Here is a 21298-nt window from a genome sequence, read left to right on the forward strand (position 1 = left end):
CGCAATGCAGCACATCACTTCGATGCTCGCATCTTGTCTGGGAATGCTGGTGCTTCTAAACGTGGACCATCATAATCAGGGATCGTTCCAAAACGCGCATCCTGATTTGCCCATTGCTCTGTTGCTGTTTTTAGTTCTTCCTGTGTTCTGCCCACAAGATTCCACCACAGTAAAATAGGCGACTCAAAAGGTTCACCACCAATCAACAGTAAACGCGAGCCTTTTGGTAATTCAACCTCAATCTGTGAAATTCCAGGTTCAATCACCACCATATTGTCACTATTTAAATCATGACCATTTACTGTTGCTTCACCTTCTAATGCCATAAATCCATATTCAAAATGAGGATTCAGTGCAATACGTGTCTTGGTTAATTCTTTTGCAAAAAAATCGATCCCCACTAATTCCGTATGCACTTTGACAGGAGATTTGGTATTCATGAATTCACCGACTAAAACTGTAAATTCAATATGGTCCTGCTCTACGATGGGTAATTCTGGATAATGATCAAACTGCGGTGCCATATTGATCTTATCATCAGGCAATGCAATCCAAAGCTGTGCAGCATGCATTCTCGTTTCAGTATCGGGAGCAACTTCTGTATGGGAAATTCCATAACCAGCAGTCATTAGATTCACTTGTTTAGGACGAATCAATTGCTTAGAGCCAATGCTGTCTGTATGCATCATCGTCCCTTCGATCATCCAAGTGAAGGTTTGTAATCCAATATGCGGGTGCGGTCCAACATCCAATCCATCTCCCTGAGGAAATACGACTGGACCTGCGTGATCTAAAAAGCACCATGCGCCAATCATGCGTTTTTGACGACTGGGTAATGCACGTTTAATGACGGTGCCTTTGCCTATTTCTGCTGAACGGATTGGAAAATCTTGAATAAACTGATTCACATATTTTTCACAATCGTCAGAGTTAGAAATCTCGGTATAGTTGGTATTGGTCATTTTGTTATCCTAAATTTGTCCATCAGCTCAGGACGTTATTGCAACATCTACAATTTCATTTTATTTAGCTTATCGGTTTTATATACATCGACCTATAGCTATCTTAATACGCTGAATACCATGAATAGGACAATAATAGTTTGGTTTTTGTTATGCAGTTTCTGATTACAAAATCTGGGAGCAATACTTTACCGAGTTGCATATTCACTTTGAAATGTTTACAGGCCTGTCATCGCATCATGATATCTTCAAAGCCTTGATCGAATTAAGCAGAAGGTGGTGGCGTAAGATCTACAAATAAGCCTGTGAAACGGCGAACCAGAGGTAAAAAAATTAATACTGTGGGAAAGGCAATCATCCATGAAAATAGCCAGACGCTAAACCATTTTGCAAAAAATCCATCGAACCACCCCACATTTTTCCATAAATTAATCATGGAAATGGTCGCACTCATCAAAGCTGAGAGTATCAACGGCATAATCCACCCTGCATATTTTGCTGGTAATTTCGGAATTCCAGCAAAAATCATGGCAGGTTTATGTTGATCGCGTCTATTTTCGATCTTGATCTCTGGTTTTAAATCAGGCATTTTTCTTGACGTTCTGCTTTAGGTTTTTCATAAATTGTTTAACTGCGGGTTCAAAGTCTTGAAATAGCACATGATCACGGTGGGTAATCATCACCTCTAAAAAGAGTTTTAATCCTACCGCAAACGCTTTGGTGGTTTCTTCATCAAAAAATTCAGCAGCTTTTAAGCGCTCTACGATTTGGAAAATATCATCGTGATTACCCACATTAAATTCGATATTTTCATTGTAGGTTGACGGATGACCTTGCGCATCTGCAAGATGTTGAACAGTTACATAATATTGATGTTGTTTCATAAGATTTCTCTAACTTGTTAAATATTCGGCTGGGTTTAATGAAGGGTCTGTTGACAATTCGTCTACGTTTGCGACTACGTGTGTTTTTTAGACGATACTAGGCGCGAGATACGAAATTTAGTCATTCTAAATGAGTATTTCGAAACGACGTAGCGGCAAAAAACACGCTAGTCCCGAAGGGTTGTGGCTAAAATTATCTCAGCCTACGTTATGAACCTCGAAAATAGTCTCGCTATTCTCTTCGTTTCCTGCCTTGCCTGCTCAATTTTAACCTACAACGCAAGCCATTTATGAAATGTCAACAGACCCTCATGTCGTACTAAATTTAATATCCAAAACATCAATATCAAACGCTTGAAAAACCTGTTCCAGTGAAGCGATCAAAGATGCTTTATTGATCTGGGTTAGGTCGGCACATTGGATATTGAGTGACTCCACTTCGGATAAATAAGGCAAAGCATATTTGGCTTCATCTCTGCCATGCAGATTTTGCGTAATCAAACCCACTTTCTCTAAATCACTCACCACTCGATATATGGTCGATAAGCTGATCTGCTTATTTTGTACATATAACTGCTGATAAATCTGCTTTGCTGTCAGTTGTGTTTTTTGGTCCAAAAGCGCTTTGAATACAATCACTCTTGCTTGGGTCACTTTTAAATTTGCATGACGCAGCTTTTGTTGTACCTCAATACTCATGTCTCACCTAAACCTTCTATTGCCCTATTATTGCACTGTTATAAACGTCCAATTTCTACTGCAGCTTGATCAATTTTTTCAGCGACTTGTCTAACTTGCTCAGCATCAAAATCTTTACCCTTGAGCTTTAAGCGTAATGATGTTTTCAAGTTTTCCATCGCACGATGAATATCCAAATATTGGTCGTTTTCATGAATTTCGCGTCGAGTTTCTAAACGCTCTAATAAGTGTTGGATATGCACATGCTGCTCTTTTAAATGTAATTTTCCAGCATCAGTAATCTGATATTGCTTACGATCACCTTCTGTATTTTCAGCATGCACAAAACCAATTTCTTCAAGATAGGTCAGGGTTGGATAGATCGTACCCGAACTTGGGGTATAGCCCCCACCGACCAGATCACTGATGGCTTTGATAATTTCATAACCATGCTTTGGCTGTTGCTGTATCAGATGTAAAACCAAAAGCTTCATTTTACCCGATTCAAACAACCGACCTCGTCGTCCGCCATAACCTCGTTCGGCATGCTGTTCACGATGCTCAAATTCATTTTGTGAATGATCATGTCGCTCTGATTTCATCTTTATTTTTCTCAAATTGATTAATTTATGCATATTAAGATATATCTTAACAAGTCTTAATACAAGACGATAGAACAAAATCAATTCTAATATTTTGATAAATAATGAATTAAATAATTTTAAATCGATCTATCTTAAAAAATTAAGACATAAAAAAGACCGATTAAAAGCCTTTAAACCGAATCTATTTGCTATTTTTATTGTTGTTATGGATTGCTTAAAGCTTGACTCAGTTACCCATTTTTTAAGCATTGTTTTTATGTCATGGCGCAGCAAACTTTTAATTTTCAGATCTTTAGCCTTGACATAGAGATTAATTTACATACAATGCGATTTGTAACAAAAAATTAATATTTTTATAACAAAAGGGTCACACAATGTTTAAGAAAACTTTATTTGCTGCATTACTTGCTAGTTCTTTTGGGTCTGCACATGCATACCAAGCTGAAATCGGTGGTTCACTCGGTATTGTTGATCCAGATAAAGGGGATACATCTACTGGTTTTGCTATTGATGGAACATATTATTTTAACCCTGTTCAAGTTAAAAATAACCCATTAAACGAAGCTGCCTTTCTAGATCGCGCAAGCAACGTAAATGCTGGGATTAGCTATATCGATTATGATGCCTACGATGTAACAGCTTATGGTGTTGGTATTGAATATTTCGTTCCAAATACCGATTTTTATGCAAGTGCTGCTATTGGACGCTCTACAGCTAAGGCCGATCATGTCGATGATTTAGACACAACAACTTACTCTGCTGAAGTAGGTTACTTGCCAATCCCAGGTCTTTTGATTGCAGTGGGTTTAGCAGGCTATGATAATGATTTTAATGATGATATAGATCCAACTATCCGTGCTAAATATGTCACTCAAGTGGGTCGCTATGACATGAATTTTGAAGGTGGTGCAAGCTTTGGTGATACCGATGCTTACAGCGTAGGTACAGATTTATACCTAGATAAAACTTTCAGTGTCGGATTGGCTTATTCAGGCAGCCGCACTGATGGTACTGATGAAGACAGCTTTACAATTCGTGCAAAAAAATTCTTTACTCAACAAATCAGCTTAGAAGGTTCTGTTGATTTTGAAGATGACGATAATATCTATGGTCTTCGCGCTGCTTACCGCTTCTAATTATTGGTAAACTTTAAAAACCGCTCTTGTATAAGCGGTTTTTTAATCTCTAAATTTACTGTTCTAAATGCAGCATTCTTAACTGCAAACTCACATTGCCATTAAATTGATTTTTATCCAATTCATAAACAATACGTACCATATCTTGCATGGGATCAAAATTGAATTTATCGCGTACATTAAAGGCAATCGCATCAATCGGTTGGCCATTTTCCAAAGCTAAACGCAATTTCAGATGCACTTCCTTTAACCAACGATAATCGATGACTTTAAAACGCCCTTCAAATACCGGTGCAGGAAACTTTTGCCCCCACGGTCCCAATTGCGCCAAGGTATCTACAGTTTGCAGTTGAAATGCCTGAGCAGGTAATTCACCATCCGTCCACAACACCGCTTGGAATAGTGCATCATCTGATTGAGCAACCAACTCAGTAAACCGTTGTTTAAATTCTTCAAAATGTTGCTTTTGAATGGTCAAACCCGCCGCCGCCGCATGCCCACCAAAATGACTAATCAAATCAGGATATTGCTCGGCAACTTTTTCAATACTGTCTCGAATATGAATACCATCAATCGAACGTGCGGAACCTTTGATATGAATCCCATCTTTATCCGCCGCAAATACAATACTGGGGCGATGAAATTGCTCTTTTAAACGCCCTGCCACAATACCAATCACCCCTTGATGCCAATGTTCTTCAAACATGACCAGCGCTGCGGGCAAATGATCTTGATCAAGCTGTAGATTTTCCAGCGCTGCCAAAGCCTCTTGTTTGATCTCCGACTCAACTTGACGACGTTCTAAGTTTAAATCATTGAGCTGGCGTGCCAAAGCGTGAGCTGTCTGCGTATCGGTTGCCAAAAGACATTCAATACCAATGTCCATGGTTTCCATACGCCCTGCGGCATTAAGGCGAGGCCCTAACACAAAACCTAAATCAGAGGCTTTTAACTCAGCAGGATCACGCGCTGCAATGTCTAATAAGGCACTGATTCCTGCACGACATTGATTCTGTTGAATCCGTTTAACCCCTGCATCCACTAAGATACGATTGTTATGGTCGAGGCTAGCAACATCGGCATAAGTACCCAAAGCAACCAAATCCAAATATTGCGGCATTTTTGCAGCCGATTTTCCCTGTTTTACCCGATGGCTACTTAACTTTGCCAATAGGTAAAATGCCACGCCAACGCCAGCCAAAGCCTTACTTGGAAATTCGCAACCTAACTGATTTGGGTTAACAACCGCTTCAGCCTGAGGCGTTTCCTTGGTCGTTAAATGGTGATCGGTGATAATCACCTGCATTCCATATGACTGCGCTTGTGCTACCCCTGCATGACTGGAAATTCCATTGTCGACCGTAATTAATAGATCCGGCTGATATTTTTCAAAAGCCAAATCGGCAATTTTAGGGGTTAGGCCATAACCATATTTAAAGCGATCTGGAACGAGGTATTCAACATTGGCGCCCATTTCTCGTAAAGCCAGCATCATCAGCGCGGTACTGGTGGCACCATCTGCATCATAATCACCGACAATCACAATTTTTTTATTTTGATCTAAGGCTTGATCAATAATTTGAATGGCTTGCTCCAAACCTTTCATTTCTGGTGCAAGTAAATATTTAAGCTTTAAATCTAATTCTTGTTCAGATTGCACACCACGACGGGCCAAAATTTCAGCAATAAAGGGTAACACGCCCTGAAAGTTTTCAGGGCGTGTGATCAATGGTCGTTGTTTAATTTGTAATTTTTGCATTTATGGCATCAAACGTTGTATTGTCCAAGATCCACCTACTTTTTCATAAGTGAGGCGATCATGTAAGCGATTTGGGCGGCCTTGCCAGAATTCATAATACGTCGGCTCTAAACGATAGCCTCCCCAAAATTCGGGTTTAGCCAATTCATTCTTTTCAGCCACTTGATCATACAACGCTTGAAAACGCTGTTGTAAATGTTCACGACTTTCAATCACGCCACTTTGTGGGGTGCTGATATGTGCTGCAATTTGGCTATCACGCGGACGTTTATGATAATAATCAGTAGATTCTTGTTCAGATATTTTCTGAACTTGACCACCCACACGAACCTGACGTTCTAACTCAGGCCAATAGAATAGCAATTCTGCATAAGGGTTTTCAGCTAAATCTAGACCTTTTTGACTGTCATAATTGGTATAAAAATCATAACCAGCCTCAGTGGCTCCACGTAATAACACGGTACGCACATGTGGACGCCCTTGTGCATTTGCGGTTGCCAACGACATTGCGTAAGGTTCATGCAGTTTTGCTTCTAAAGCCAAATTAAACCAATTGAGAAACTGCTCATGAGGATGAGCATCAACCTGCTCCTCATGTAGTTCACCTTTTTGATAAGTAAGACGAAGCTCACTTAAGTCTTTAATTACATCACGCATGAAGCAAAACCTTCTACAGACGATACAATATTTTAAGCCGCATTTTGACGAACAGCATCTGCTAAATGATTTGCCAAATCAGTTACTTCTTGCAGATTATCGCCTTCTACCATAACACGGATGATCGGTTCCGTCCCTGACTTACGAATTAAAATTCGCCCACGTCCTTTAAGTGCTGCTTCTACTTTATCAAACTCGGCAACCAATGCTGGCACTGCGAATGGGTCAAACATTTGTTCAAGGCGAACATTGACCAAAACATTGGGTAAAGTTTTAAAATCTGCAACCAATTCATCTAAAGCTTTATTCTGTTCGACCAATACTGTTAACACTTGTAGGGCTGCAATGATTGCATCGCCTGTTGTGCTCTTGTCTAAAGTCAAAATATGACCAGATGGTTCGCCACCAATCACCCAGTTGTTTTCTTCTAAATTTTGCAATACATAGCGATCACCCACTTTAGCACGTACAAAAGGAACTTTAGCTTTTTCAAGTGCTAACTCTAATGCCATGTTACTCATCACTGTACCCACGATACCCGCCGGTTTTTGAGATGCTTGGGTTGCTAAAATATACAGAATATGGTCGCCATCAATCAATTTACCAAAACGGTCAACCAAAACCACACGATCTGCATCACCATCAAAAGCAATACCTAAATCTGCTTGATGCTCAATCACGGCTTTTTGTAAATTTTCAGGATGCGTAGAACCACAATCCTTATTGATATTTAAACCATCTGGTTCGTTATAAAGCGCAATAACTTTTGCGCCTAATTCACGAAATACTGCTGGGCCGACGCTATACGCTGCACCATTGGCACAATCCACCACAATTTTTAAATGGCGTAAATTGAAATGATACGGGAATGTCGATTTGCAAAATTCGATATAACGACCATTGGCATCTTTAACACGCACACTCTTACCTAAGTTTGCGGTGTCTTCAATGATGATATCGTTCTCAAGCTCTCGGTTAATCGCATCTTGAATCGTATCTGGAAGCTTCTTCCCTTCATCTGAGAAGAATTTAATCCCATTATCAAAATAAGGGTTATGTGAAGCAGAAATCACGATCCCTAAGTTGGCATGCAATGCACGGGTTAAATGGGCAATTGCAGGGGTCGGCAGCGGTCCAAGTAAATGTACATAAACACCTGCAGCATTGAGACCCGCCTGTAAAGCTGCTTCAAGAATATAACCTGATAAACGGGTATCTTTACCTAAAACCACAATTGGTTTTGATTTGGGGCTAATTTGCTTTAATACTTTCCCTGCCGCAAATCCGAGTTTAAGTGCAAATTCTGGGGTAATTGGGAGTTCACCAAATTTTCCACGAATCCCGTCTGTTCCAAAATAACTCATCTTTTACCCACTTATTATGTGTTGTATAACAATCAATTTTTAACTTTTACTACTTTACACCAAAATAAAAAAGCCGTCATAAACTGACGGCTTTTTCCAATCAAAATATTACAAAAGATTAACCTACACGATAGTTCGGTGCTTCTTTGGTAATCGTTACATCATGCACATGTGACTCTTGCATACCTGCAGCGGTAATTTTCACAAATTTTGCATTTTGACGTAAATCTTCAATGGTTGCAGAACCGGTATAGCCCATAGATGAACGTAAACCACCCATCATTTGATGTACGATATTGCCCATTGGACCTTTGTACGGTACGCGGCCTTCTATCCCTTCTGGGACTAATTTTTCAGCGCCTGCTTTCGAGTCTTGGAAATAACGATCGGCAGAACCCGTTGCACCAGCCATTGCACCCAAAGAACCCATACCACGGTATGCTTTATAATAACGACCTTGGAAGAATTCAACTTCACCAGGCGCTTCTTCAGTACCCGCCATAAGTGAACCCACCATAATCGTGCTTGCACCAGCACCAATTGCTTTGGCCATATCCCCAGAGAAACGGATACCACCATCAGCAATCAATGGAATTTGGTCTTTCAATGCATTGGCAACACTGTCAATTGCAGAGATTTGTGGCATACCAATACCTGCAACGATACGTGTCGTACAGATTGAACCAGGACCAATACCCACTTTCACCGCATCTGCACCCGCATCAAGTAATGCCAAAGCAGCATCACCCGTTGCGATATTACCGCCAATCACTTGAACTTGAGGGAAGTTTGCTTTCACCCAACGTACACGCTCGATCACACCCGCAGAATGACCATGCGCTGTATCGACAACAATCGCATCAACGCCCGCTTCAACCAAAGCTTCAACACGACTCGGAGTTTCAGCGCCAGTACCCACTGCAGCACCAACACGTAAACGACCTAATTCATCTTTACAGCTATTTGGATAAGATTCCGCTTTACGGAAATCTGTAACTGTAATTAAGCCTTTTAGTGCATTGCTTTCATCAACCACCAATACTTTTTCAATACGGTGTTTTTGCAATAATGCTTGAATATTTTCTTTCGATTCATTTTCACGAACAGTCACAAGACGATCTTGCCCTGTCATGATATTGCTTACTGGTTGTTCCAAGTTCGTTACAAAACGAGTATCTCGGCCAGTTACAATCCCAACCACTTTGCCATCTTTAACGACAGGTACACCGCTGATGTTGTTGGCTTGTGTAATTGCCATCAAATCACGGATCGTGGTTTCAGGTGTTACGGTAATTGGATCTTTCACCATTCCCGCTTCGAATTTTTTTACACGGCGAACTTCTGCAGCTTGTGCAGAAATATCCATGTTTTTATGTAAAATACCAATACCACCGTTTTGCGCCATTGCAATCGCCATACGTGACTCAGTCACAGTATCCATTGCTGCTGAAACCATAGGGATGTTCAGTTGAATGCCGCGTGTGAGGCGTGTCTTTAGAGAGACATCTTTTGGGAGGATAGTAGAATAGGCAGGGAGTAATAAGACATCATCGAAGGTTAGCGCTTCTTGAACGATGGTCAACATAACAGTCTCGCTGGTAATTTCCGTGAGCTATTATATACAAATTTCCGTTCAATTTTCATTTTTTATTGTGCGGATTTATCTTATTCTCAATCACACTTTATTTTTCAGTATCTTATTGAAATAAAAATGGGCTTTGAATATAAAATTATCGTGGATTTAACACCACAGTAGACTGTCGACTTACAGTCTCTGCCTGATATCCTAAATTTTCCCACTTTAGCGTTAACACACCTGATCAAAGTCTTCATCATTGCTGGATGTAGCGACTTCTATTTCGATCAGGGGAATTAAACCATAGCCTTGTCTTGCTTTTGCACATTGTGAATCCCCAGCATGTACCTGTTTGCATGAAGAACTCCGTTGCTCATACATACTACAGCTGACTTGCTGTCCAATCTCACCCTTTAATGCCACACAACGCGGTTGCTTTTGATTGGTGCCCTGCATACAAGAATACACGGCTGTCAAAGGTTCGACATAATCTGGCGGCATGGCCTCTCCTTCAGCCCAATAAAATGAGACTCGGAAAAAGGCGCAACACGCCCCGCAACTTAAGCACGCATCCTGTGCTGAGATTTGTGACAACATTTTTTTAAGATTCTCGTTATCAATTTAAAATTTTGGCAAGAAAATCCTAAAAAAAGTCGCACTCAAACTCAATATCTTTTTTGAATTTTTTATTGCGGGCAGGTAAACACAGACTCATCCATCAAATCGACACCACATTGTAAATTTTCGATCCAGTCTAAAAACTGATGAATCATCTCTTTACCAATAAACGGCTTACCATGTTGCGGCACAATCATTTCAATATCCATTTGACGCACCATTTTCACCCATAAACGGATCACCCGATTGGTACACATATAGCGCTGATGAAAACCATGCATGGTTGGAATGTGCATTGCAAAATCTTCAATTGGTTTCGAGGCATCATCAACAATCGATGCACCCATATCACCTGAGAATAAAATTTTTGAAATTGGATCGTAAAACTGAAAATTTCCAACGGAATGTAAGAAATGCGCAGGAACCACGATGATGCGCGTTTCTCCCAATGGAATAGAGCCACCTTGGTCTGGCAATTCGATCAGACGTTCTAACCAGCCCCCTTTCATACGATCACTCATAAATGCAGAGTTTAAATGAGGTAAAAAGCGTGCCCATAATTTAGATGCGACCACTTTGGCATCGGTATAGACCAACCAACGTGGCATTGAGGTAATGATGTCAGGGTCTTGGTGAGATGCCATGACATAGTCTAAATTTTGTAATCGGGTGTATTTATTAAGCTCCATGGTCAGGGGTACATAGGTCAAATCACCACCTGGATCTAATACTGCTGCACGTTCATTATTTAAAATAAGAAACTGATTGGCTTGTACACCTTCACCTTTCACCAAACTGGTAAAACTTATACATTTATGAGTGCCATTATCAAACAAAACTTGCGACGTGGTGCGATCTAAAGCCATACCAGAAACCCCAAAACCTTTTTTAAAATAAATCTTTAGTTATCCCATACAACATATAAGGTTTTCTTCAAAGTTACAATAAATCTACAACCTAAGTTTAAAGATTATTTGTGTCATCATTCTCAGAATAATAAAAAACCCAACATTAAGTTGGGTTTTCAGCTTTAAAAATAGATGACTTTATTGATGTTAAATAAGCTTGGAGAATTGCGCTTAAAAAAAGTAATGCTGAACTAAAGCTGCGACACCAATAATAAAGAAGATTGCAGCTCCAATTTTATGAATCAACGCAATAGGTAATTTATCTGCCAATTTATTCCCAATAAATACAGCAGGTGCATTGACCAGCATAATCCCCAATGTCGTACCTATGGTTACCCAACCGATACTGTCAAAGCGTGCAGCAAGTGCCACTGTGGCGATTTGGGTTTTATCCCCAATTTCTGCAAGGAAGAATAATACAAAGGTTGCACCAAAGACCCCATATTTTTGCCATTTATTAATACTTTCAGATTCATCACCCAATTCATCTGGAATCAACATCCACCCGGCCATACCAATAAAGCCAAGTGACACAATCCAAAGTAACACTGTCGGGCTAAGGACCGTGGTAATCCACTGACCAAGCACTGCCGATACACCATGATTGACGATGGTTGCTAATAAAATTGCAATTAAAATAGGAATAGGTTTACGAAAACGTGCAGCAAGAAGTAATGCGAGCAGTTGTGTTTTATCGCCCATTTCGGATAAAGCGACAACCACTAAAGAGATGAGGAAGGCATTTAACATTTCAAAGTCTCTGGCTAGCAATATTTACCGATGACTTACCCCTCCTGCTAGCCAATATGAATAGTCGCCTATTCAACGCGGAGTGATAAATCAAAGGTCTTGCCAACAAAAGATAGCTGAGTAAACACCTTCAGCTAAATTGGTTCTTTGCTATGATGACCATACTCTGTTGAGTAATTATGTTGATCATCACCCATTTATCATCTCGCAGATGATAAACAGCGGCTACTCCCCAATGAAGTACAGCTATTCTACAACGCTTTATCAATCATTTTCAATTTTTAAAAATTAAAAAATTTAAAGCTCAGATAAACTTCAAAAAATATCGTGCCAAAGCATTTTTAATGCCCGCAGAGGATGAATTCAATTTCGTTTCTTCACTAATTTTCAACCCTAGATGGTTATCCTATCGTGGGGCGACATGGATGTCGCCGTTGGGCGGGGGTACAGGACGTACCCCTCGCCCATGAGCAAAAACAAAGTACGGCTTTGTTTGCAGCGCAAGGTTTGGCATCCCCCTACGAAAAGTGAAGCATCGCCTACGCAATGGTATTTAAACTTTGAATGTAAGGTGTGGCATTGCACGCTTTTTTATAATCAAATAATTTGTTTTTCATATAATTGATTTAATAAAAAATATTAATTAAGAGAAATTATATTCTTGTGCCTGAGTTTTTTGACAGATTGACTATATTGAATGATAACTTTAAAGCAGATTTGAAAATTATTGATAAAACAAAATTAGATCCATATAAAAAACCTCGCCTAAAGCGAGGTCTTCTATGATTTAGAACTTAAAGCAAGATGTTACGAATATCTGATAACAACTTGGTCAATTTATTGGTAAATCGCGCAGCATCCGCACCATTAATCACACGATGGTCATAAGACAATGACAATGGCAACATCAGTTTTGGATCAAAGCCTGAGCCATTCCATACCGGTTGCATCGTTGCAGGTGAGATACCCAAGATCGCAACTTGCGGCCAGTTCACCAATGGCGTAAATGCAGTACCACCAATTGAACCTAGGCTGGTAATGGTAAAATTTGCACCTTGTAAGTCTTTCGGAGAAAGTTTCTTATCACGTGCTTTTTTACTTAACTCACCTAATTCAATGGCAATTTGCTTAATCGATTTTTGATCAGGATTACGCAATACTGGAACAGTTAAACCATCTGGTGTCGCCACAGCGATTCCCATATGAATTTCTTTACGCAACAGCACAGACTTTTGATCATCTGCCAAGTGACCTGCAAAATAAGGCTCTTCTTTGAGTAAGAACGCCACCGCTTTTGCAATAAAAGCAAGGATCGTTAAGCTAATACCATCTTGCTTAAATTTCCCTTTTAACTCACCGCGCCAAGCTTCTAGTTCAGTAATATCTGCTAAATCAAATTGTGTCACTTGCGGAATAAAATTGTTTAATGACAATTGCGGTACAGACACTTGCTGTAAACGCGTCATTGGTGCAATTTCACTACCACCAAATGCACTGAAATCTGGTAATGCAGGCAAACCTGAAGCGACTGGCGCAGCAGTTGTTTGAGCTACTGCTTGCGGTGCAGTCAATTTGGCTTTAACAAAAGCAAAAACATCATCTTTCATCACACGTGCATGAGGACCAGAGGCCTCAACTTGTGATAAAACCACACCCAGTTCACGCGCAAGCTTACGCACGGCTGGACCAGCATAAACTTTGGCATTTTCAGCTTGTTGCGCTTTAGATAACTTTTCAGTACCCGCTTGAGCAACGGCCACTTCAGCTTTTGGCGTTGAAGCTATCGTTTTCGCGGCTGGTGCTGATACAGCTTGTGATGCTGGAGCAGCTGGCTTTTCTTGTGGTGCTGGTGAGGTCTGACCTTGTGCTTCAATCGTCACCAAAGCACTGCCCTGGCTTACAGACTGATTCAATTCCACATGGATCGCCATTACCGTACCTGCAACCGTACTTGGCACTTCTACAGAGGCTTTATCCGACTCAGCGACGCAAAGACTTTGATCTTTTTCAACTTGATCGCCTACGCTCACCAAAATTTCAGAAATTGTTGCTTTATCTACACCAAGATCAGGAACAGCAACTTCAACTTTACCCGATTGGGCTGGCGCTGATGCTTCTGGTGCAGCAGCTTGAGTTGGTGTTGCTGACGCTTGTTGAGGCGCTTCAGCAGGTGCTGCTGCCGAAGTCGTTGCAGCGCCTACAGTTTTCACTGTAATCAGTACCACACCTTCTTTAACATTATCGCCTTCTTTGACCACAACACTTTCAACCGTGCCGGCAACTGTACTTGGAACTTCAACCGTTGCTTTATCCGATTCCACTACAACGATGCTGTCATCTACCGCAATTTCGTCGCCCACTTTAACCAGAACTTCGCCGACCAAAGCTTTTTCAACACCAATATCTGGCACTTGAACTTCAACTGTTTGAGATGAAGCTGTCGTAGATGCAGAAGGTGCAGCAGACGCCACAGGTTCAGCTTTAGTTTCTACAGCAGGTTCAGTTTTTGCAGCTTCTTGAGTAGGCTGTGCTGCTGTTTCTGTCTCTGTTGCATCCGCAGACTCAACTTCGATCAACACAGCACCTTCTGAAACTTCATCACCTTCCGTAACAGCAATACTTTTAACCACACCTGCTGAAGTGCTTGGCACTTCAACAGAGGCTTTGTCTGACTCAAGTAGAACGATACTCTCATCAACAGCGATGGTATCCCCGACTTTCACCAAGATTTCTGCAACAGTGGCCTTATCAACGCCAATATCAGGAGTTTTAACTTGCATCATTATTTCTCCTCTGTCACTTCAGTATAAGCAGCAACTTCTTGTACAGATGGGTGCGCTTGCGGTAACCATGCAACTGGACGATCAACATCAAGTTCAAATGAAGAGATTGCATCTTTCACCAAACGTGGATCCACTTCACCTTCATCAGCAAGTTTTTTCAATGTTGCAACCACAATATGTGCCGCATCTACACCAAAGTAACTACGCAAATTACTGCGTGTATCTGAACGACCATAACCATCTGTACCCAATGTTACATATGGACGGCTATCTGGAAGGTAAGCACGGATCTGTTCGCTATAGGCACGCATATGATCTGTTGCTGAAACAACAATACCATCCGTGTCACGTAATTGCTGAGAAACCCAAGACTCTTTACCGTCTTCAAGTGGATGTAGGCGATTGTATTCTTCAACAGCCATACCATCACGTGCCAATTCATTAAAGCTTGTTACGCTCCATACATTGGAATGGATTTGGTATTCATCACGTAAAATTTGTCCAGCTTTAATCACTTCACGCAGAATCACGCCTGAACCCAATAACTGAACTGTGGCTTTTTCATCTTTATTGAACAAGTACATACCACGTTTGATGCCTTCTTCAGCACCTTCAGGCAATGCAGGTTGGTCATAGTTTTCATTCATGAGGGTCAAGTAATAGAACACACGTTCCTGATTCACATACATACGTTGTAAACCATCATGCACAATCACAGCTAACTCATAACCAAAGCAAGGATCATACGCTACACAGTTTGGAATCGTTCCTGCCAAGATATGAGAATGACCATCTTGGTGTTGTAAACCTTCACCATTTAATGTTGTACGTCCAGCTGTTGCACCACACAAGAAGCCTTGTGCCTGAGAGTCACCCGCTGCCCATGCAATATCCCCAATACGTTGGAAACCAAACATTGAGTAATACATATACATCGGAATCATTGGTAAGTTATTGGTTGAATAACTGGTACCCAATGCTGACCAAGCGCTCATTGCACCTGCTTCATTGATCCCTTCTTGTAGCATGTGACCATCTTTTGCTTCACGATAGTTCATGAGCTGTTCTTGGTCTTCTGGGGTATAGTTTTGTCCATGCGCAGCATAGATACCCAACTGACGGAACATGCCTTCTAGACCGAAGGTACGCGCTTCATCAGGTACGATAGGCACAACACGGTCTTTAATGGCTTTTTCTTTTAACAATGCTGCAATCAAGCGCACCATAACCATCGTGGTTGATTGTTCTTTACCACCACTGCCTTTAAGCACGCCATCAAATACTGAAATCTCAGGAATCGCCAATACTTCACTGTCTTTACGACGTGCAGGCAAATAACCACCTAAAGCTTCACGACGTGCTTTCATATATTTCAATTCAGGTGAGTTTTCACCTGGACGATAGAATGGAAGCTCTTCAAGTTGCTCATCAGAGAATGGCAAATTGAAACGGTCACGTACATATTTCAATGAATCGTGTTGCATTTTTTTGATTTGGTGGGTTTTGTTGACAGCTTCAATTTCGTCAGACAAACCATAACCTTTCACTGTTTTCGCTAAGATTACAGTCGGTTGACCATTGCTGGTCATTGCTGCAGCATACGCGGCATACACTTTGTATGGGTCATGACCACCGCGATTCAGATTATCAATATCTTCATCACTTAAGCCTTTTACCAACTCCGCAGCTTCAGGGTATTTACCAAAGAATTTTTCACGGGTATAAGCGCCACCTTTTACTTGGTAGCGTTGGTATTCACCATCCAGCGTTTCATCCATACGGGCTTTTAAAGCACCTGAAGTATCTTTGTCGATCAGAGGATCCCAATGACGACCCCAGACCACCTTAATCACACGCCAGCCTGCTCCACGGAACAGTGACTCTAGCTCTTGAATGATTTTACCGTTACCACGTACAGGACCATCTAGACGCTGTAAGTTACAGTTAACCACCCAGATTAAGTTGTCTAATTTTTCGCGACCCGCAAGCGAGATTGCACCTAAGCTTTCTGGCTCATCCATTTCACCATCGCCAAGATACGCCCAAACCTTACGGTTTTCTTCTTTGATCAAACCACGATTCATCAAGTACTTTTGAATATGCGCTTGATAAATTGACATGATTGGACCAAGGCCCATCGAAACGGTTGGGAACTGCCAATAATCTGGCATTAAGTAAGGATGAGGATAACTTGAAAGTCCCTGACCACCCACTTCACGGCGGAAATTACTCAATTGATCTTCGGTCAAACGACCTTCTAAAAATGAACGTGCGTAAATACCTGGCGCACAATGACCTTGGTAATAGATCATGTCGCCACCGAAGCTATCGCTATTGGCACGGAAGAAATGGTTAAAACCGACATCATATAGGGTTGCTGAAGACGCGAAACTTGCCAAGTGACCACCTAAGTCATCACCTGTTTTATTGGCACGTAGAACCATTGCCAAAGCATTCCAACGAATTAATGCTCGAATACGACGCTCCATATCTTGGTCGCCTGGCATCGCTGGAGATTCTTCAACTGGAATGGTATTTAAATAAGGGGTATTTAGACGCTGAATAGGTACATGCTTCGAAATTGCTTGTTGATATAATTTTTCTAATAAAAACGCAGCACGATCCGTACCCATATGCTGGAGCACTGAATCAAAGGCATCTTGCCATTCTTGTGTTTCCTGAGCGTCGCTATCACCATAATACGCCATTTCCCACTTACTCCTTGAATAGTTTTCTATATATTATATGTATCATGTTTTGGGCCTGTTAAGTTATCGTTACAGCCAAATGCAGATTGTGAGGATTATTTAGCAACTAAATAGTTGTTGACTAATTAACACTTAAAATAACAAAAAACCGCCAATAAAGGCGGTTTTTTATACAAAATAATTTTTTATTTGATGATAGTCTGAATACACTATTTAATTCATCGCGACTACGAATTCAACCATGCATACAGAGCATCAGTCATAAGCTCAACAATCAAATGTTTAGCGTTATGGCAACATGGCTAAGTAAGAAGATGGATTTTTACGTTGACCATCTTTCACTACTTCATAATGCAAATGTGGACCTGTGCAACGACCTGTACAACCCACGTTAGCAATATGTTCACCAGCCTTCACCTGATCACCTACACGGGCAATTAGACGTGAAGCATGCGCATAACGTGTGATATAGCCATTACCATGGTTAATTTCTACATATTGACCATAACCAGTGCCCCAACCAGACTTGGTCACAATACCAGGACCTGTTGCATAAATTGGTGTACCACTTGGTGCTGAAAGGTCTAAACCAGAATGATGTTCTGCACGACCACCCATTGTACGACCACCAAAATCAGAGCTTACGCGCTTCATGTCTGGAAGAGGATGAGTGACTAACCAAGAATATGGAGAGTTTGCAGTGTAACGAGAAGCAGAGTTTGCGCTAGAACCGTATTTTTTAGCGATACTTGCATTGTTTAACTCGATTGGTGCATCTTGGCTACGTAAAGTAATATTCATCTTTGCTGAAGCAGGAAGATCTAAATCATCTGGATTATAAGAGCCTTGAGATAAAGTCTTTGATAATTGTTCTAAACGATCTGGTGATTGAACCAAGTCTGCAAATGCAGCGGTTGCAGCGGAAGCTGCTAAAGTAAAAGCCAATAAAATACGTCGCGTGTGCATAAAAACCTCTTTAACTGTTCTTAGTCAAGTTTCTTGAGTGATCTCATCCTTGATATCTATCGAAATGAGCGCTTAAGATAAGACATAAATATGTAGGAACCATGTATGTCTGAACCCAAAAACGTCTTTCAACCAACAAGACAACACTTAAAAACAGGAAACTTATCGTTTCTTACAAAGCAAGTTGCCGAATGGCAAAAACTTACTAAATTAATTCAACCGCTACTTCCTCAACCTGAGAATTGGCGAGTTGTCTGTTATCAATACGGTATTTTGACCATCACCGGTGAAAATCAAGCCATGATTAGTCAACTCGGTTATCTTCAAAAACAGTATATTTCTCAATTGTCACAAATCAACGAACTTCGTGATTTACAAAAGCTGCAAGTTCGTTTACGTATTCAAAACAGCAATACTGAAACACCCCCACAACTCCATAAAACTGTAAGAAGCATACAACCTGCAACATCTGAAATGTTACAAAATGCCGCTAGTTTTGTGAGCGACCCTAAGCTTAGCCAAGCTTTACTACGTTTGGCAAGCAATAAAAAGTAACCTAATTAGATTAAATTAAGATTAAAACTGGTTAAAATATGACAAATATCACACTTTTTATTGTTACATTATAACACAATGCCTAAAAGACAAAGACTTATGTCACGTTGACAAAATGAATTGGGCACAGCTTCTCGTCATCAAATGTTACAATTTCATAGCTACTTGGATCGCTTTTAACATTGCGTAAAAGTTGATTATTCAGTGCATGACCCGATTTATAGCCATCGAATTTGGCAATAATTTGATGCCCAAGTAGGTATAAATCACCGACTGCATCCAAAATTTTATGCCGAACAAACTCATCAGCAAAACGTAGACCTTCTTCATTGACCACGCCAGTATCATCTAAACCGACAGCATTATCTAAGCTCGCACCCAGTGCCAGATTATTGGCTTTTAAATAATCGAGATCTTTCATAAAACCAAAAGTACGTGCACCACTGACTTCATAGACAAACGTTTCTGTTGAAAAATCAATGGTCGCCGATTGGTATTCTTTTGCAAATGCAGGATGATCAAAGTCGATAGTAAAATTGATTTGAAAACCATCGTGAGGGGTAAAAATTGCGCGCTTATCTTCTATGAGTGCTTCAACAGGTTTGAGAATTCGAATAAATTTTTTCGGTGCGTCTTGTTCTACTAATTCGCCCTGCATAAGTAAGTATATGAATGGACCTGCGCTACCATCCATAATCGGTATTTCAGAAGCAGACACTTCTATAATCAGGTTATCTATACCCAAGCCAGCGATTGCACTGGTGACATGTTCAATGGTTCCAACCTTAGTTTCATGACTGACCAAATTGGAACACATGAATGCTTCTTGAATCAGCATAGCATCTGCTGGCAGATCGACAGGTGGATTTAAATCGATACGGCGAAATACAATACCCCCGTCCGCCACATGCGGTAAAAAGTTAATCATGACTTTTTGTCCGCTATGTAGTCCGATGCCACTCGCTTTAACGACTCGCTTCAGGGTACGTTGTTTCAACATGCTAATTCGGTCTTCATTCTCAAATCCGCTATACGTTAGCACATTTAGCCATTGATAAAAAACAAAAAAGGTAATGAATCTCACTACCTTTTTCGTTGATATTAATTATTTTTAATAATTATCAATCATTTACGCTGTTGATTTTTCAAATAATCTTGAATGCTCATTGGCGTAGAACGACCGCTTGAACTTGGTGCTGCAACAGGTGCACCATCTTCTTGACGTTTATTGATCGCTGGAACGTCATCTTCATCAACCACAGTGTTGTGGCTGGCTTGCTGGCTATATGATTGCGCAACATTGCTGATATGGGTTCTGCGTTTTGCTTCAGTTGCATCACTGGCATTACGTGTTAAACCTGTAGCAATCACAGTGACACGGATTTCATCACGTGCGTCTGGATCAAATACAGTACCAAAGAACACTTCACCTTCTTCAAGGTCAACAATCTGGTTCACAACATCTGTAATCACTTCAGTTTCACGTAAAGTCACATCAGCACCGCCAGTGATGTTAATTAACACCCCTTTGGCATTCATGATATTTACATTATCCAATAAAGGACTACGGATCGCCAAACGTGCAGCTTCTTCAGCACGGTCTGGACCACTACTCTTACCTTCACCCATCATCGCATAACCACGTGTACTCATCGCAGTTTTCAAGTCAGCAAAGTCGAGGTTAATATGACCAGGACGAACAACCAGATCAAAAATACTACGTACCGCATTCAGCAACACGTCATCTGCTTTACGGTAAGCATCTTGCATAGAGATGTCACCATAAACGCTGAGTAAACGTTGGTTCGGTATAATAATTAAAGAATCAACATGTTGTTCTAATGCTTCAATCCCTTTTTCAGCCGAACGTTGACGACGACGACCTTCAAAGTTAAATGGCGTTGTCACCACACCCACGGTAAGAATACCCATTTCTTGAGCAATCTCAGCAACAACTGGTGCAGCACCTGTACCTGTACCACCGCCCATTCCAGCGGTCACAAATACCATATCCGCACCTTCAAGGTGTTGACGGATTTGCTCACGGCTTTCTTCAGCAGCAATTTGACCTACATCTGGATTAGCACCAGCACCCAAACCGCGTGTGCTTTGCTCACCAAGTTGCATTTTAAAAGGGGCATTCATGCGATCAAGGGCTTGCTTGTCTGTATTTGCACAAACAAATTTCACACCTTTAATGTCAGATTGCACCATGTGTTGTACAGCATTACCACCGCCGCCACCAACACCAAACACAGTAAAACGGGCTTGACCGTTGTTATCGGTTTGTCCATCGTCTAAAAATTCAAATGAGGCCATGACCTTTAGATTTCCTAATATAATTTGGCAGTCACTTAAGCCCGTATACTGCCTTGATCTTCAATAATAA

General features: G+C 40.9%; 19 protein-coding genes and 1 riboswitch. Of the genes, 2 read left to right on the forward strand and 17 right to left on the reverse strand.

Annotated features, from left to right (window positions below; translation table 11 throughout):
• Nucleotides 1-14 precede the first annotated feature (14 nt).
• From F981_RS03845 to F981_RS03865, 5 genes are all read right to left on the reverse strand, one after another.
• Entirely contained in the window at nucleotides 15-962 is a 948-nt protein-coding gene (locus tag F981_RS03845; RefSeq protein ID WP_004718589.1) for a pirin family protein, read from the reverse strand.
• Nucleotides 963-1227: 265 nt separating this feature from the next.
• Entirely contained in the window at nucleotides 1228-1551 is a 324-nt protein-coding gene (locus F981_RS03850; protein ID WP_004718591.1) for a DUF2798 domain-containing protein, read from the reverse strand.
• The gene (locus F981_RS03855; RefSeq protein ID WP_004718593.1) at nucleotides 1544-1846 is read right to left on the reverse strand and encodes a DUF3861 domain-containing protein; all 303 of its coding nucleotides are present in this window, start codon (nucleotides 1844-1846) and stop codon (nucleotides 1544-1546) included. The genes F981_RS03850 and F981_RS03855 overlap by 8 nt, the downstream gene beginning before the upstream one ends.
• Before the next feature lie 309 nt (nucleotides 1847-2155).
• Nucleotides 2156-2545, reverse strand: a complete 390-nt coding sequence (locus F981_RS03860; RefSeq protein ID WP_004718594.1) for a Fur family transcriptional regulator — start codon at nucleotides 2543-2545, stop codon at nucleotides 2156-2158.
• Nucleotides 2546-2583: 38 nt separating this feature from the next.
• A complete protein-coding gene (locus tag F981_RS03865; RefSeq protein WP_004718596.1) occupies nucleotides 2584-3126 on the reverse strand; it encodes a PadR family transcriptional regulator in 543 nt (180 codons plus the stop codon).
• Nucleotides 3127-3503: 377 nt separating this feature from the next.
• Between F981_RS03865 and F981_RS03870 the strand changes: the two genes are divergently transcribed.
• Nucleotides 3504-4265: a putative porin gene (locus F981_RS03870; RefSeq protein WP_004718597.1), complete on the forward strand. Its 762-nt coding sequence runs from the start codon at nucleotides 3504-3506 to the stop codon at nucleotides 4263-4265.
• A 55-nt stretch (nucleotides 4266-4320) separates the two neighbouring features.
• On the opposite strand, the gene recJ is transcribed toward F981_RS03870, so the two are convergent.
• From recJ to F981_RS03925, 10 genes are all read right to left on the reverse strand, one after another.
• Nucleotides 4321-6024, reverse strand: coding sequence for a single-stranded-DNA-specific exonuclease RecJ (recJ, locus tag F981_RS03875; protein WP_004718599.1), 1704 nt, complete (start codon nucleotides 6022-6024; stop codon nucleotides 4321-4323).
• Nucleotides 6025-6681 (reverse strand): pyridoxamine 5'-phosphate oxidase, encoded by a 657-nt coding sequence (pdxH, locus tag F981_RS03880; RefSeq protein WP_004718601.1) that lies wholly within the window; start codon nucleotides 6679-6681, stop codon nucleotides 6025-6027.
• A gap of 32 nt (nucleotides 6682-6713) precedes the next feature.
• On the reverse strand, nucleotides 6714-8045 hold the full coding sequence (gene glmM / locus F981_RS03885) for a phosphoglucosamine mutase (protein ID WP_004718603.1): 1332 nt from the start codon (nucleotides 8043-8045) through the stop codon (nucleotides 6714-6716).
• Nucleotides 8046-8163: 118 nt separating this feature from the next.
• Nucleotides 8164-9630: an IMP dehydrogenase gene (gene guaB / locus F981_RS03890; protein WP_004718605.1), complete on the reverse strand. Its 1467-nt coding sequence runs from the start codon at nucleotides 9628-9630 to the stop codon at nucleotides 8164-8166.
• Nucleotides 9631-9852: 222 nt separating this feature from the next.
• Entirely contained in the window at nucleotides 9853-10218 is a 366-nt protein-coding gene (locus F981_RS03900; RefSeq protein ID WP_081401065.1) for a YkgJ family cysteine cluster protein, read from the reverse strand.
• Between the two features lie 89 nt (nucleotides 10219-10307).
• The gene (locus F981_RS03905; RefSeq protein WP_004718609.1) at nucleotides 10308-11105 is read right to left on the reverse strand and encodes an oxygen-binding di-iron domain-containing protein; all 798 of its coding nucleotides are present in this window, start codon (nucleotides 11103-11105) and stop codon (nucleotides 10308-10310) included.
• A 213-nt stretch (nucleotides 11106-11318) separates the two neighbouring features.
• Nucleotides 11319-11897: a TMEM165/GDT1 family protein gene (locus F981_RS03910; protein ID WP_004718610.1), complete on the reverse strand. Its 579-nt coding sequence runs from the start codon at nucleotides 11895-11897 to the stop codon at nucleotides 11319-11321.
• 88 nt (nucleotides 11898-11985) lie between these two features.
• Nucleotides 11986-12143, reverse strand: a riboswitch (yybP-ykoY riboswitch).
• A 548-nt stretch (nucleotides 12144-12691) separates the two neighbouring features.
• Entirely contained in the window at nucleotides 12692-14677 is a 1986-nt protein-coding gene (locus F981_RS03915; protein ID WP_171066930.1) for a 2-oxo acid dehydrogenase subunit E2, read from the reverse strand.
• A gap of 2 nt (nucleotides 14678-14679) precedes the next feature.
• Nucleotides 14680-17388: a pyruvate dehydrogenase (acetyl-transferring), homodimeric type gene (aceE, locus tag F981_RS03920; RefSeq protein WP_004718613.1), complete on the reverse strand. Its 2709-nt coding sequence runs from the start codon at nucleotides 17386-17388 to the stop codon at nucleotides 14680-14682.
• Nucleotides 17389-17676: 288 nt separating this feature from the next.
• Nucleotides 17677-18354 carry a M23 family metallopeptidase gene (locus F981_RS03925; RefSeq protein WP_004718614.1) on the reverse strand — a complete coding sequence of 226 codons (678 nt, stop codon included), beginning with the start codon at nucleotides 18352-18354 and terminating at the stop codon, nucleotides 17677-17679.
• Nucleotides 18355-18459: 105 nt separating this feature from the next.
• Here F981_RS03925 and F981_RS03930 point away from each other — a divergent pair, with 105 nt between their 5' ends.
• Entirely contained in the window at nucleotides 18460-18909 is a 450-nt protein-coding gene (locus F981_RS03930) for a hypothetical protein (protein ID WP_004718616.1), read from the forward strand.
• Nucleotides 18910-19006: 97 nt separating this feature from the next.
• Here F981_RS03930 and lpxC read toward each other — a convergent pair whose 3' ends face one another.
• Together lpxC and ftsZ are read right to left on the reverse strand one after the other, a co-directional pair.
• Complete coding sequence (gene lpxC, locus F981_RS03935; RefSeq protein WP_016539103.1) at nucleotides 19007-19909, reverse strand: UDP-3-O-acyl-N-acetylglucosamine deacetylase; 903 nt, start codon at nucleotides 19907-19909, stop codon at nucleotides 19007-19009.
• A gap of 125 nt (nucleotides 19910-20034) precedes the next feature.
• Nucleotides 20035-21228, reverse strand: coding sequence for a cell division protein FtsZ (ftsZ, locus tag F981_RS03940; protein ID WP_004718620.1), 1194 nt, complete (start codon nucleotides 21226-21228; stop codon nucleotides 20035-20037).
• Between the last annotated feature and the right edge of the window lie 70 nt (nucleotides 21229-21298).

The sequence above is a fragment of the Acinetobacter guillouiae CIP 63.46 genome (genome assembly GCF_000368145.1).
Taxonomy (GTDB): Bacteria; Pseudomonadota; Gammaproteobacteria; order Pseudomonadales; family Moraxellaceae; genus Acinetobacter; species Acinetobacter guillouiae.

Excerpts from the sequence above, each read along its gene's own strand:
- F981_RS03845 (WP_004718589.1), bottom strand. The coding sequence starts at position 962 with ATGACCAATACCAACTATACCGAGATTTCTAACTCTGACGATTGTGAA.
- F981_RS03850 (WP_004718591.1), bottom strand. The coding sequence starts at position 1,551 with ATGCCTGATTTAAAACCAGAGATCAAGATCGAAAATAGACGCGATCAA.
- F981_RS03855 (WP_004718593.1), bottom strand. The coding sequence starts at position 1,846 with ATGAAACAACATCAATATTATGTAACTGTTCAACATCTTGCAGATGCG.
- F981_RS03860 (WP_004718594.1), bottom strand. The coding sequence starts at position 2,545 with ATGAGTATTGAGGTACAACAAAAGCTGCGTCATGCAAATTTAAAAGTG.
- F981_RS03865 (WP_004718596.1), bottom strand. The coding sequence starts at position 3,126 with ATGAAATCAGAGCGACATGATCATTCACAAAATGAATTTGAGCATCGT.
- F981_RS03870 (WP_004718597.1), top strand. The coding sequence starts at position 3,504 with ATGTTTAAGAAAACTTTATTTGCTGCATTACTTGCTAGTTCTTTTGGG.
- recJ (WP_004718599.1), bottom strand. The coding sequence starts at position 6,024 with ATGCAAAAATTACAAATTAAACAACGACCATTGATCACACGCCCTGAA.
- pdxH (WP_004718601.1), bottom strand. The coding sequence starts at position 6,681 with ATGCGTGATGTAATTAAAGACTTAAGTGAGCTTCGTCTTACTTATCAA.
- glmM (WP_004718603.1), bottom strand. The coding sequence starts at position 8,045 with ATGAGTTATTTTGGAACAGACGGGATTCGTGGAAAATTTGGTGAACTC.
- guaB (WP_004718605.1), bottom strand. The coding sequence starts at position 9,630 with ATGTTGACCATCGTTCAAGAAGCGCTAACCTTCGATGATGTCTTATTA.
- F981_RS03900 (WP_081401065.1), bottom strand. The coding sequence starts at position 10,218 with ATGTTGTCACAAATCTCAGCACAGGATGCGTGCTTAAGTTGCGGGGCG.
- F981_RS03905 (WP_004718609.1), bottom strand. The coding sequence starts at position 11,105 with ATGGCTTTAGATCGCACCACGTCGCAAGTTTTGTTTGATAATGGCACT.
- F981_RS03910 (WP_004718610.1), bottom strand. The coding sequence starts at position 11,897 with ATGTTAAATGCCTTCCTCATCTCTTTAGTGGTTGTCGCTTTATCCGAA.
- F981_RS03915 (WP_171066930.1), bottom strand. The coding sequence starts at position 14,677 with ATGCAAGTTAAAACTCCTGATATTGGCGTTGATAAGGCCACTGTTGCA.
- aceE (WP_004718613.1), bottom strand. The coding sequence starts at position 17,388 with ATGGCGTATTATGGTGATAGCGACGCTCAGGAAACACAAGAATGGCAA.
- F981_RS03925 (WP_004718614.1), bottom strand. The coding sequence starts at position 18,354 with ATGCACACGCGACGTATTTTATTGGCTTTTACTTTAGCAGCTTCCGCT.
- F981_RS03930 (WP_004718616.1), top strand. The coding sequence starts at position 18,460 with ATGTCTGAACCCAAAAACGTCTTTCAACCAACAAGACAACACTTAAAA.
- lpxC (WP_016539103.1), bottom strand. The coding sequence starts at position 19,909 with ATGTTGAAACAACGTACCCTGAAGCGAGTCGTTAAAGCGAGTGGCATC.
- ftsZ (WP_004718620.1), bottom strand. The coding sequence starts at position 21,228 with ATGGCCTCATTTGAATTTTTAGACGATGGACAAACCGATAACAACGGT.